General features: G+C 47.9%; 11 protein-coding genes. 7 read left to right on the forward strand and 4 right to left on the reverse strand.

What is annotated here, in order from left to right; translation table 11 throughout:
- Positions 1–6 precede the first annotated feature (6 nt).
- From ICN45_RS10005 to fabI, 3 genes are read right to left on the reverse strand one after another with little or no spacing between them, the layout of a single operon-like run.
- Complete coding sequence (locus ICN45_RS10005; protein ID WP_216175508.1) at positions 7–891, reverse strand: HTD2 family dehydratase; 885 nt, start codon at positions 889–891, stop codon at positions 7–9.
- Between the two features lie 22 nt (positions 892–913).
- Positions 914–2,338 carry a chromate efflux transporter gene (chrA, locus tag ICN45_RS10010; protein WP_216175509.1) on the reverse strand — a complete coding sequence of 475 codons (1,425 nt, stop codon included), beginning with the start codon at positions 2,336–2,338 and terminating at the stop codon, positions 914–916.
- The gene (gene fabI, locus ICN45_RS10015) at positions 2,268–3,050 is read right to left on the reverse strand and encodes an enoyl-ACP reductase FabI (RefSeq protein WP_216175510.1); all 783 of its coding nucleotides are present in this window, start codon (positions 3,048–3,050) and stop codon (positions 2,268–2,270) included. Before fabI ends, chrA begins: the two co-directional genes overlap by 71 nt.
- Before the next feature lie 50 nt (positions 3,051–3,100).
- Here fabI and ICN45_RS10020 point away from each other — a divergent pair, with 50 nt between their 5' ends.
- From ICN45_RS10020 to ICN45_RS10040, 5 genes are all read left to right on the forward strand, one after another.
- Positions 3,101–4,969 (forward strand): extracellular solute-binding protein, encoded by a 1,869-nt coding sequence (locus ICN45_RS10020; protein WP_216175511.1) that lies wholly within the window; start codon positions 3,101–3,103, stop codon positions 4,967–4,969.
- 11 nt (positions 4,970–4,980) lie between these two features.
- Positions 4,981–6,045, forward strand: coding sequence for a microcin C ABC transporter permease YejB (locus tag ICN45_RS10025; RefSeq protein ID WP_216175700.1), 1,065 nt, complete (start codon positions 4,981–4,983; stop codon positions 6,043–6,045).
- Positions 6,042–7,067 (forward strand): ABC transporter permease, encoded by a 1,026-nt coding sequence (locus ICN45_RS10030; protein WP_216175512.1) that lies wholly within the window; start codon positions 6,042–6,044, stop codon positions 7,065–7,067. The genes ICN45_RS10025 and ICN45_RS10030 overlap by 4 nt, the downstream gene beginning before the upstream one ends.
- Positions 7,064–8,701 carry an ABC transporter ATP-binding protein gene (locus tag ICN45_RS10035; protein WP_216175513.1) on the forward strand — a complete coding sequence of 546 codons (1,638 nt, stop codon included), beginning with the start codon at positions 7,064–7,066 and terminating at the stop codon, positions 8,699–8,701. Before ICN45_RS10030 ends, ICN45_RS10035 begins: the two co-directional genes overlap by 4 nt.
- Before the next feature lie 135 nt (positions 8,702–8,836).
- A complete protein-coding gene (locus ICN45_RS10040; protein WP_216175514.1) occupies positions 8,837–9,481 on the forward strand; it encodes a C40 family peptidase in 645 nt (214 codons plus the stop codon).
- 28 nt (positions 9,482–9,509) lie between these two features.
- Here ICN45_RS10040 and ICN45_RS10045 read toward each other — a convergent pair whose 3' ends face one another.
- A complete protein-coding gene (locus ICN45_RS10045) occupies positions 9,510–10,433 on the reverse strand; it encodes a patatin-like phospholipase family protein (protein WP_216175515.1) in 924 nt (307 codons plus the stop codon).
- A 192-nt stretch (positions 10,434–10,625) separates the two neighbouring features.
- Here ICN45_RS10045 and scpB point away from each other — a divergent pair, with 192 nt between their 5' ends.
- Both scpB and ICN45_RS10055 read left to right on the forward strand, forming a co-directional pair.
- Positions 10,626–11,384, forward strand: coding sequence for an SMC-Scp complex subunit ScpB (scpB, locus tag ICN45_RS10050; protein WP_216175516.1), 759 nt, complete (start codon positions 10,626–10,628; stop codon positions 11,382–11,384).
- Positions 11,384–13,150, forward strand: coding sequence for a pseudouridine synthase (locus tag ICN45_RS10055; protein WP_216175517.1), 1,767 nt, complete (start codon positions 11,384–11,386; stop codon positions 13,148–13,150). The genes scpB and ICN45_RS10055 overlap by 1 nt, the downstream gene beginning before the upstream one ends.
- Positions 13,151–13,247: the final 97 nt, after the last annotated feature.

Consider the following 13,247-nt stretch of genomic DNA (forward strand, 5'->3'; position numbering starts at 1 on the left):
CTCTTTTTAAGCGAGTACTGCAGTGGCTTGCATGGTCAGCCAGCCTTCATGGTCTTGTGCCCAAATGGAAATCGTTTTGCCACTGGGGTCTGTATCTAAATCTGGTTTAGCAGATACTTTAAAAATGTTGATATCAAAGGTGGGGCGTATGGCGCGGAACTCAAAGTTTTTGAGCTTGCACCCCGGAATGCTTTGACGCACTAAATCCACCAAGAGGGTAGCGATCAAAGGCCCATGAACAATTAAGCCGGGATAGCCTTCGACTTCAGTAACGTATTTGCGGTCGTAATGAATGCGATGGCCATTAAACGTAAGAGCTGAATAGCGAAATAGCAAGACCTCATCTGGTGTAATCGTTTTACTCCACTTCGCATCAGTGGGCGCAGGCGTGGGGGTAACGGGTTTGTCATCTGGTCCTGGGGCATCACGATAGACAATGTCATGCTCTTCAACAATAGCGAGGCCATGTTGATTGGAAATCTCATGCTTGACTACGACAAAAATTAAATCACCCGTGCGTCCTGCTTTATGGGTAACAGATTCAATTTTAGAAACACGCTCCACTTCATCCCCAATCGAGAGTGGCGCGAGCCACTGCACGCGACTACCTGCCCACATGCGTCTTGGTAGCGGCACAGGAGGCAGAAAACCGCCACGCTGAGGGTGACCATCTGGACCAATCTCGGATTCACGGGCATAGGGAAGAAAATAAAGCCAATGCCAGAGCTCGGGTAAAAAAGTACCCGTTACTGGTGCTGGATCGGCTCGATCTAGCGTTGCCGACAGGGCGCGTACTGGAGCAGCAGTAACGCTATCTTGGAAAGACTCGGTTTTACCAAGCCATTCTTGTAAGTGGGTAATAGTTTGTGGTTCGATGCGCATAGGACCCATTATGCCAATCTTAGGAAAAAGCTCAGCCTATTAAAACTGTGGCCAAGTAAGTGAGAAGCCCCGCTAGGGCGCACCCTCCTAATACCGTCATAACGCCTTTTTGGAACTTGAATAGAGCTAATCCTGCCAAGATACAAATCAGGATCGAGATCCAAGAAATGGACCCCCCAAGGCCTCTGGGCAAAAAGACGTGATACGCAAAAAAGAGACCTAGGTTGGCAATGACACCAACTACTGCTGCAGTAATGGCTGTGAGGGGTGCGGTAAAACCCAGCTTGCCATGAGTGGACTCAATCAGTGGCCCGCCGACCAAGATAAAAAAGAACGAGGGTAGAAAAGTAAACCACGTTGCTACACAAGCGCCAAGCACGCCAAACCAAAATGGATTGCTACTACCAATCAGATGTTGAATGTGTCCTGCAAGGTAGCCAACAAAAGCGACCACCATGATGAGTGGTCCAGGTGTGGTTTCTCCAAGAGCTAAACCATCAATCATTTGGTTGGCACTGAGCCAATGAAAGTGTTCCACTGCCCCTTGATAGACATAGGGCAGTACCGCGTACGCACCGCCGAAAGTAAGTAGAGCAGCCTTGGTAAAGAACCAGGCTATTTGAGGGTAGAGCGTCTGCCAGCCGAAGAGGGCAATGAGAATTCCAATAGGCAGTAGCCAGCAAAATAGTGCGACAGCGCTGTGCAGCATCGTTTTTTGCATACTGAATTGCGCATGCGCTGGAGTAGGTGTGTCGTCATCAATGATGGCATTGCCGTAATGCCTTTCTTTATCCTTACCGTGTCCAGTACTTTGCTGAAAATATTCTGGATAGCGCTTGCCTCCCCAAAAACCAAGTGCTGCAGCAATCAGCACAATGATGGGGAAGGCTAAATTGAGTATGAAGATGGCTAAGAAAGAACCCAATGCAATCCACTTGAGTGCTGGGTTGTGAATGGTGCGTTTACCAATGCGGACAGCCGCATGTAAAACAATAGCGACTACTGCTGGCTTAATGCCGAAGAAGATTGCAGCAATCCAGGGGACTTGACCAAAAGTGAGATATACCCAAGATAAGGCAATTAAGATCAATAGCGAAGGCAACACAAACAGAGTGCCGGCAAGAATACCGCCCCAACTGCGGTGCATTAACCAGCCTATATAGGTGACGAGTTGCTGGGCTTCTGGTCCCGGCAAGAGCATGCAGTAATTTAAGGCATGTAAAAAACGCCGCTCAGAAATCCAGCGACGCTTTTCGACCAGCTCTTGATGCAGAACAGCGATTTGACCAGCAGGACCACCAAAACTAATGAGTCCTAATTTTGCCCAGAACTTTAATGCTTCTTTTAGGGGAATAGGGTTTGATTGACTTTGCCCTTCGTTCAACTTACTCGCCCATTCCGCCGGCAACTTGGCTAAAGCCGTTATCAACGTAAATGATTTCAGCGGTGATGCCATTCGCTAGATCAGAGAGTAAAAACGAGGCAGCATTACCCACATCATCAATCGTCACATTACGGCGCATCGGTGCTGCGGATTCTACAGCCCCAAGGATTTTGCCAAAGTCTTTAATGCCAGAGGCTGCTAAAGTTTTAATTGGGCCAGCCGAGATCGCATTTACACGGATCCCTTTTGGACCCAGTGAATTGGCCAGATAGCGTACTGAAGCCTCCAATGAAGCTTTTGCAAGACCCATGGTGTTGTAGTGCGGAACAGTCCGCATCGAACCCAGGTAGGTGAGTGTTAACAATGCGGCATTCGGGCGTAACATGGGTAATGCTGCTTTACCCATTGCAGGAAAACTGTAGGCAGAAATATCATGCGCAATACGGTAGGCTTCACGACTTAAACCGTCCAAGAAATCTCCCGCGATCGCTTCACGTGGGGCAAACCCGATAGCGTGGACAAAACCATCGAACTGGGGCCAAGTTTTTGCCAGATCTGTAAATAAGGCCTCAATTTGCTCATCGCTACTCACATCGCAGTCAAAAATGAGCTCCGTATTGAATTCTTTTGCGAAATCAACGGCACGCTCCTTAAAACGATCACCCACGTAGGTAAAGGCCAGTTCAGCACCCTCACGGCGGCAGGCCTTGGCGATGCCATAGGCAATCGAGCGGTTTGAGAGGAGGCCGGTAATGAGGAATTTTTTGCCGGAGAGAAAGCCCATGTTGTGTCCTTTGCTTCAAATATGATTAGCTATCTACAATTGTTGCATATATGCCTACCCTAAACCCCATTCGCCGAACAGCCCAATTCATACTTCTAGCCTTGCTAGTAGGGATGGCGGCCAACTCGGCTCAGGCGGCACAGGGAATTTCTCAGTATGGCAAGCCGAAATATGCCGATGGATTTGCCCATTTTGATTACGTCAACCCCAATGCGCCTCGGGGTGGCACCCTTACTTTGCCAAATCCGGGTCAAAGAACTAGTTTTGATAAGTTCAACCCCTTCACTTTGCGCGGTGTCACTGCCCCGGGGATTGAATTGATGTTCGAATCTTTAGCCGAGGGAAGTGCAGATGAGGTGTCGAGTATTTATGGTTTACTTGCTGAAGACATTGCAGTAGCGCCAGATCATCAGTCAGTCACCTTTCGGATTCGCCCAGAAGCCAAGTTTTCCGACGGCACTCCAGTATTAGCCGCAGACGTCAAGCACAGCTTTGATGTGTTAATGAGTGGCAAAGCGCACCCGCGTTATAAAACTACTTTTGCAGATATTACAGAGGCGGTTGTACTTTCTGAGCGCTCGGTACGATTTAATTTTAAGAATAACAATGCGGAACTTCCCATTTTGGCAGGAACACTTCCCATTTTTTCTCGCAACTGGGGTAAGAAGGCGGATGGTTCAATTGTTCCTTTTGAAAAGATTGCATTTGAAATGCCCGTTGGTAGTGGCCCTTATTTAATTGAATCGTTTAAAGCCGGCAAATCGATTGTGTATCGGAGAAACCCACAATATTGGGCGGACCAACTCAGTAAGCCCCTGAATGTCCGAGTAGGTTTTTATAACTTTGATCGCGTACTTTACAAACTCTATAGCGATGATGCAGTTAGGTTAGAGGCCTTTAAGGCAGGGGAGTTTGATGCCCTCGTAGAATACCGCGCCAAGATCTGGGCCAAGGGCTATGTTGGGTCGAAGTTTGACAATGGCACGCTCTTAAAGAAAGCATTTCTCAATCACAATGGTGCAGGTATGCAAGGCTTTGCCATGAATTTGCGTCGACCTATCTTTAAAGATGTTCGGGTACGTCAAGCCTTAGGTTACGCCTTAGATTTTGAATGGCTTAACCGCCAAATTTTTTACGATCAGTACAGCCGTATCAATAGCTATTTTACCAATAGCGATTTGAGTGCAAACTTTGACGGCCCCAGAAAACCGACTGAAGCAGAGTTAAAACTATTGAGGCCATTAAAAGCAAAATATCCTCAATGGGTACCCGATGCCGTATTTGAACCAATGCCTCCCGCACCATCTACGAAGCCGCCTGCTAGCTTGCGGCAGAATTTAAAGAAAGCCCGTGAACTCCTCATGCATGCGGGTTGGCAATATCGTGACGGGGCTTTGCGCAATGAAAAGGGTGAGCCATTTCGTTTTGAAATCGTCGAGGATGGCGGATTCTTTTTGAGGGTGATTTCAGCTTACATGCGCAACCTAGAGAAACTTGGAGTTCAGGTCGATATCCGCACGAGTGATTTTGCCCTTCATCAAAAGCGCATGGATGAATACGATTTTGATATGACAACGATTCGTTTTCCGGATTCCCAAAATCCTGGTAATGAGCTGTGGGATCGTTTTGGTAGTCAGGCTGCCAAAGAAAAAGGGTCAGATAACGTGATTGGCGTCCAGTCACCCGTAGTAGATGCCTTAGTAGGGGAGATTACGAAAGCGCAAAATCGGGATGAGCTGCGCGCAGCTACGAGAGCATTAGATCGCGTCTTATGGAATAGTTATTTTGTGATTCCGCAGTGGTATAACCCAACCCATCGCGTGGCCTACCGTAAAGAGATGCGCTATCCAGAGCCCCCCTTGTACTACTCAGCAGAGCCGTGGATCATGCAAAATTGGTGGAAAGAAGAGTCTAAATAATGCAAGGTCAAATGCGCATCTATATCTTGAAACGATTGCTCTTGATGATCCCCACATTATTGGGTGTATTGACCTTGACCTTTGCCGTGGTGCAGTTTGTTCCTGGCGGACCGGTAGAACAAATGGTCCTCGAATTGAAAGGCAAAGGAAGTGCTGCAACGGGTGGCTCAGAGTCTTCCGGTGCGGGTGCGACCTATCGCGGACGTCAAGGTGTTGACGCACAACGTTTAGAAGAGGTGAAGGCCCTGTATGGATTTGATAAGCCACCAGTAGAACGGTATTTCATGATGTTAGGGCGCTTTGCCCGATTTGATTTAGGTCAGAGTTATTACCAACATGAAAGTGTTTGGGGCTTGGTAGTTTCAAAACTACCGGTTTCTATCAGTATTGGCTTATGGACCTTCTTCATAACGTATCTAGTTTCCATTCCCCTAGGCATTGCCAAGGCAGTGCGGGATGGCTCACGCTTTGACGCCGTTACCAGCAGTATGATTTTGGTGGGCTATGCGATTCCTGGATTTGTGCTGGGCGTGCTGCTACTAGTACTTTTCGGTGGCGGCAGTTTCTTGCAGATATTTCCCTTGCGAGGGCTGACTTCAGATAACTGGAGTGAACTGAGCCTAATTGGTAAGGTGATGGATTATTTATGGCATTTGGTTCTGCCGATCACTGCTTCTGTTTTAGGTAGCTTTGCTGTTGTGACGATGCTGACTAAGAATTCGTTTTTAGAAGAGATACGGAAGCAATACGTTCTCACTGCTAGAGCCAAGGGCCTGACAGAGCAACAAGTGTTGTGGAAGCATGTCTTTCGTAACGCGCTGCTTCCTCTGGTGACGGGCTTTCCGGCAGCCTTTATCGGTGCGTTCTTTACTGGCTCACTCTTGATCGAGACCTTGTTCTCTTTGGATGGTCTCGGCTTACTCTCCTATGAGTCGGTGATGCGTCGGGATTACCCAGTGGTATTTGGTACCTTGTATTTATTCACCTTGATTGGTTTATTTACCAAGTTGATTTCTGATCTTTGCTACGTTTATGTTGATCCTCGCATTCAGTTTGGCGCTGGAGGCGGTTCATGAATCGATGGCTACGCTTTAAAAACAGCCGTACTGGTTACGCTAGTCTGTGGATATTCTCTATCCTCTTTGGCTTATCGATGTGTGCAGAGCTCATCGCCAATGACAAGCCCTTGGTCGTGCGCTATGAAGGGCATTTCTATTTTCCGATTGCAAAGAATCAGCCAGAGACGGTATTTGGTGGAGACTTTTCAACCCCAACAGATTTCTTGGATCCAGATATTCGTCAAAATATTACGACTAATGGCAATTGGGCAATCTACCCACCAATTCACTACAGCTTTGAAACGCTCAATTACTTCTCTCAGGTTCCGAACCCAGCACCACCATCTTGGGAAAACTGGTTGGGTACTGATGATCGGGGACGCGATGTACTAGCCCGCTTGATTTATGGATTTCGCCTATCCATTTTATTTGGCCTCGCTCTGACGATCGTAGGGGTTAGCGTGGGCATTCTCACGGGATCCTTGATGGGATTTTTTGGCGGTAAGTTTGATCTCATCTCACAGCGCCTAATTGAGATATGGTCTGCAATGCCAGAGCTCTATCTCTTGATTATCTTTGCCTCGATTTTTAACCCCAGTGTTTCCCTGTTGATTATTCTTCTGGCCGCCTTTGGTTGGATGGGTCTATCGGATTATGTACGCGCAGAATTTTTCCGCAATCGCGCCCTAGAATATGTGCGAGCGGCGCGCGCATTAGGGTTGACGAATGTCCAAATTATGTGGCGCCACATCTTGCCCAATAGTTTGACTCCGGTCATTACCTTCTTGCCATTTCGGATGAGTGCCGCCATTCTTTCTTTAACCAGTTTAGATTTCCTGGGGCTTGGCGTGCCACCAGGAACCCCAAGCTTGGGAGAATTGCTTTCGCAGGGCAAGAGCAATTTAGATGCTTGGTGGATTTCACTATCAACCTTTGTCGTTTTAGTAGCCACCTTGCTCTTGTTAACCTTCATGGGTGAAGCCTTGCGTGATGCCTTCGATTCGCGTAAGTCTGGTGTGATGAGCGGAGGGCGCTCATGAGTTTGCTACGGTACGAGAACCTATCGATCTCCTTTGGCTCTGGCCGACGTGAGAAATTTGCCGTAAAGAATCTGGACTTAGAGGTCGGCATTGGTGAGCGGGTGGCTCTCGTAGGTGAATCTGGTTCTGGTAAGACCCTAACTGCACTAGCGCCCTTGCGATTAGAACCAGAGGGTGCCAAAGTATCTGGAAAAATTCTCTGGAATCAAAAAGACGGGGAGGCCGCTGTAGATTTACTCGCCTTGCCGATTCAAGATATTCGTGCAATTCGTGGTCGAGAAATCGCCATGGTGTTTCAGGAGCCAATGACAGCACTCAATCCACTGTTTACTGTCGGTAACCAAATTATTGAGGCGGTGCAGATTTACCAGCCACTGATTTCTAAGTCAGACTGTACGGATGCGGCGATAGATTTACTCAAAAAGACTGGCATCCCAGAACCTGAGCGCCGTTTCCATTCTTATCCCCACCAACTCTCTGGCGGTCAGCGACAGCGTGCCATGATTGCCATGGCACTGGCTTGTAAGCCGCGACTCTTAATTGCCGATGAGCCAACCACTGCTTTAGATGTGAGCTTGCGTTTGCAGATTTTGGATTTACTAAAAGAACTTCAAGAAGAATCTAAAGATCAAGGTGGTATGGGGATTCTCTTGATTACCCACGATCTCAATTTGGTAAAACACTTTGCACAACGAGTAGCAGTGTTAAATCAAGGCAATCTTATGGAGTCAGGTTCAACCAAACAGGTCTTTACTCACCCAACGGATCCCTATACCAAAGCATTAGTTAATAGCGAGCCAGTACGTGAACTAGCCCCGGTAATGCCTTTAGCCCCAGTCCTGTTGAACACCATAGACCTCTCTGTTGCTTATCCAAGTTCTGAGTCTGGCTCTTGGTTTAAAAAAGCACCATCTCATAAAGTCTTGAAGAAAGTGAATTTTGCATTAAAACAAGGTCAGACGATTGGTGTGATTGGTGAGTCAGGCTCAGGCAAGACCACACTCGGTATGGCAGTCTTAGGTTTGCTGGGCGATTCCTCTGCAGAAGTGACTGGGGATGTCGATGTACTCGGCAGTGATTGGCAAAAATTAAAGCCAGTAGAGCGTCGCGCCATGCGCTCGAGCTTACAAGTCATTTTCCAAGATCCATTCGGCTCTTTATCACCGCGGATGAATGTGATGCAAATTGTGTCTGAGGGGTTGGATATCCATTTCCCAAAACTCTCAGCTGCAGAACGAGAGACGCGAGTGGTCGATATGCTTAAAGAGGTCGGTTTAGACCGTTCTGCCTTGACGCGCTATCCCCATGAGTTTTCTGGTGGACAACGCCAGCGGATTGCCATTGCCAGAGCACTGATCTTGCGCCCCCAAATCTTGGTTTTAGATGAGCCCACTTCAGCCTTGGATGTCTCGATTCAAAAACAAGTGCTCGCCTTATTGTCTGAGCTGCAAAAGAAATACAACCTCGCTTACCTCATTATTAGTCATGATTTAGCGGTGATTCGGGCGATGTCCCACGAAGTGATGGTGTTAAAGGACGGCAAAGTGGTGGAGTTTGGGGATACCGAAACCCTCATTCGGCATCCGCGCCAGACTTATACCAAGGCGCTTTTTGCCGCAGCTGAACTGACTTAATCAGGGGGGTACCCCTTTTAAATGGATTAATTTGGTGCATTAGCCCCAGTTTGATGCAAAATCATGTTTATAAACAGAGAGTTAAGACTATGGTGAAGTTTTGGTTAACCAAGGGTTTTTTGTTAAACTAATTCGATGTCACTGAAAAAAACGCTACTTCCCAAAGTCCTGGGTATTGCCTTGGGCTTGCTCGTTTCATTCTCGACTTATGCAGTCGATGCGCCGAATGACGCCACCACCGACGCAGTTCCTAAAGAGAGCATGTTCCAAGCTGGCCGAGCTTACATTGCTCGCGTTTCTGATCGTTTGGTGGATTCTGTTTCTGGAAAGTCAGAAGAGATGATTAACCGAGCGATGGAAGTCATCGGCGTACGTTATCGCTGGGATGCTGAGTTACCTCAATCTGGTTTAGACGGCAGTAGCTTTGTTGGATATGTATTCAAGGACAAACTGGGGTTTTTATTGCCACGCAAGGCAACACAGATGAGTCGTGTTGGTAAACCGATTAACCGCGAAGAGTTGCAACCAGGTGATCTGGTATTTTTCAATACCATGCGTTTAACTTTTTCGCACGTAGGTATCTATGTGGGTGACAATAAATTCATCCACTCACCCTCGAAGGGAACTACTGTTCGCGTAGATGATCTCGGAAGTTTGTATTGGGATAAACGTTTTGACGGCGCTCGTCGTTTAGATGGCAGTGACAACCTCAATGATGCTGAGCGTCAAGAGCTTCTCAATGAAGTGAAGAATCTGAAGCGCAAGTCTCGCAACCTTTAAGGCTATTGGGCGCAAGCCCTTGAGCTAGTTAGCCCCTCAACTTTTCCTTGATCAAAGCCATTTGTTCTTGAGTTGCTACTTCACCGGCCAGGATTGCGGCATTTCTGGATTTGAAATCACTGCCACTCATTTGCAGCAGATGCGGTTGAATCACGATATCAGCACTTTTTAACTCGTACTGATTGATGCTTCTTTGCATAATCGAGATGGTTTGTTGCAATATACCGAAGGTGCCACTGGCGTCCTGCTGGACTGGCTCGGAAGAGATGTTGACTGCAATGACTAAGGTCGCCCCCATTTGTCTTGCGTAGCTTACGGGCACCGGCGCAACGAGACCACCATCGACATATTCTTTACCGCTAATGACCGCTGGCTGAAAAACACCGGGCACACTACAAGACGCACGTACTGCTAAGCCAGTATTACCAGTCCTGAACAACACACCTTTTCCGGACTGGAGTTCGGTAGCAACAATACCTAAGGGAATGCGCATTTGCTCAATCGTTTTATTTTGTACTTCACGATTAACCATATTTTGCAAAGCATCGCCTTTAATTAAACCGCCAAATCGTCCTGCGAAGGGGAGGCCCCAATCAGCAATAGTGGCTTCATCTAAGGTGAGGGCAAGGCGATTTAAGTCGTTACCAGTAGCGCCCGAGGCCAGTAAGGCGGCAATGACGCTGCCAGCACTGCTGCCAACGACAATATCAGGTCGAATTCCTTGAGCTTCCAATGCTTTGATGACACCCACATGGGCAAATCCCCGCGCCGCCCCAGCCCCGAGTACAAGACCAACAACCGGTTTTTTATTGCTCATCAGACTACATGAGCTCAGGCCAGTAGTGCCCAAAAGGGCTCCCATAGCGATGCCAAACCCCAATAAACGACGGCGCTCAGGTGAGTTTGGCTCTTCATTGAAGTGAAAAGCAGGTTTTGATGAAATATTGTGCATGTGGCTATTGTATTGAGCCTACCTTATAATGGCTTCACGGTGAACGAAAAGGACTTCGTTGCGGTACGAACATACCCCCTAACTAGTGTTGATGAGATGGATTGTTCGTAGTAGCTAAAAAACACCCCAAACCCATTACTGAAATACATTTTTTAAAGCCTCATCAGGAACCTTCCTGATAGCCCGACTTTTATGGACGATCACAACAAGCGCGTTATTGAAACAGCCCTCCTGTGCGCACAGGAACCACTCTCCGTTGCTGATCTGTCTCGTTTATTTATTGAGGACATCACCACTGCGGACATCGACGAAACTCTGATAGAGCTGCAGCGTATGTGGGATGACAAGGGAATGGAGCTCGTGCACATTGCTACTGGTTGGCGTTTCCAAAGCCGTTTAGCGATGCGTGAGTATCTTGATCGTTTAACTCCTGAAAAGCCGCCAAAGTATTCCCGTGCAGTGTTAGAGACCCTGGCAATCATTGCCTACCGTCAGCCAGTGACTCGGGGTGAGATCGAAGAAATCCGCGGTGTTGCTGTCAGCAGTAATGTCATGAAGCAATTAGAAGACCGTGGCTGGGTAGAAGTCATTGGGCATAAAGAGACTATTGGACGCCCAGGCTTGTATGCAACCACTAAGCAATTTTTAGATGACTTGAGTTTGACAAACCTACAAAGCTTGCCAATCTTAGAAGATGCTGCACCAATGGCTGCGGCAGAGCAATTAGGTCAAGCGGTAATGGAATTTGATGCAGAGGCAAGGGTTGAAACGGTTGTGATTGATAGTGACGAATCCATACTGGTTGAGATCGAAGAAGTAGTAGAAATAGAAGAGACAGAAGAGACAGAAGAGATAGTTGAAATTGTGATGACTGAAGAGTCTGATAACGAAACTCCTGATGAAGTTACCCCCGAGTCTGAAGAAAATCAGACGAAACACAATAATCATTAATGACAAGCTCCAACGAAAACGATTCATCCCCGGTAGTTAATCCATCGGCAAACCCACCAAGCACTGACGCAGCAGCATCCATTGGAGATGGTGCTAAAGCAGAAGTTCGCGACGGGGGAGAGCAGGGCGAACGTCGTCCCCGTCGCCAAGGCACCGGAAAGCATCCATTTAATAAGAAGCGTCCTTTCAACAAGGATCGGCCTCGCAGAGAAGGCGGAGATAGCAATGCCCCTCGCGAAGGTGGAAACAATCAATCCGCTAAGCTAGCGCCCAATCCAGCTGAGAGTGAAGCTTTGTTTGCTTCAGTCGTTTCAGGTGAATTTGATGCCGCATTAGATGCGCCTGAAATTGAGGAAGTCAAGAATCCAGATGGCTTCAATGAACAGGAAGTCTCCCACCAGACTGGTGCAGAGCATCGTGCGCAACGCGCCCAACGCTCCAGCGAGGATGAAGATTTTGATGCACCAACCGAAGAAGAAATGAGTAGTTTGCAATTTGCAAACGTAGACGATCTGCCACTCAGCATGCGTGATGAAGTTTGGTCTGACCTCGATGGTTTGGATGATGAGGCGGATGATGAAGATACCGTTAAGCTTCATAAAGTATTAGCAGATGTTGGTATGGGTTCACGCCGCGATATGGAAGACTTGATTATTCAGGGACGCGTATCAGTCAATGGCCTGCCGGCGCATATTGGTCAACGCATTGGACCAACAGATCAAGTGCGTATCAATGGCAAGCCAGTTCATCGTAAGATTCAGACGAAGCCGCCACGCGTCATCATGTATCACAAGCCTGCTGGCGAAATCGTTAGTCAGTCTGATCCAGAAGGTCGTCCAACTGTATTTGATCGTTTGCCAAAACCAAGACAAGGTCGCTGGATTGCAGTCGGTCGTTTGGACTTTAATACTGAAGGCTTGTTGTTATTTACTACCTCAGGTGAATTAGCGAATCGCTTAATGCATCCGCGCTATGGTGTTGAGCGTGAATACGCTGTCCGCATTTTGGGTGAGTTGAGCCAAGAAAATACTACTCAGTTGAAGAGCGGTATTACGCTCGATGATGGCCAAGCTAAATTCTTACGCCTCGCGATGGGTGGTGGTGAGGGTGCCAACCGTTGGTACCACGTTGCATTAAGTGAGGGGCGTAATCGCGAAGTACGTCGTATGTTTGAAGCGGTTGGTCATACGGTATCTCGCTTAATCCGAACTCGTTATGGCATTTTCTTATTACCTCCACGCTTGAGACGGGGTAAATGGGAGGAGATTGAGGCTGGCGGAATCTATAACTTGATGAAGTCTGCAGGCTTAAAAATGCCACAACCGCAAGACAAGGGTCGCAACCCTAACGCTCATCCCAATCATCGCGATCGCAACCCTGCAAGCGCTGATTTCCAGCCAGATCCGATGCAAACTTCGGTATCTTATTGGGGCTCACGTGACGCATTGACACTGGCAAGTGGCCATAACGGCCTCACCCATCAAGGCCGTGGTGGAAAACCTGGTGGTGGCGGTGCAGCTGAAGGGCGCGGCCCTTTCCGTGGCCGTACTCAGGGTGGTAGACCCGGTCAAGCTGGAGGTCAAGGCGGGCAGGGAGGAAATGGCCAAGGCCGCAATAAAGCTAAAAAAGTGCATCATGGCCAGTCTGCTTTTGTGACTGGAGACCCTCAAAGTCCCGGAAATGGCCCTAAACGGGGCGCACCAAAAGGACGAAAACCCTTTAATAAGGGCCCCAGAAAGCCCCGTAATCCGGGCGAAAGCATCTGATTTCTAACAGTTTTCCCTAGAAATCAGCTATAATTTTGCACTGACAGCAAACTGTTACTGTTTTTAGTGTTTACCGACTGATGTTGCGATCAACGTA

Origin of the sequence: Polynucleobacter alcilacus, from assembly GCF_018881545.1 — a bacterium.
GTDB classification, from domain to species: domain Bacteria; phylum Pseudomonadota; class Gammaproteobacteria; order Burkholderiales; family Burkholderiaceae; genus Polynucleobacter; species Polynucleobacter alcilacus.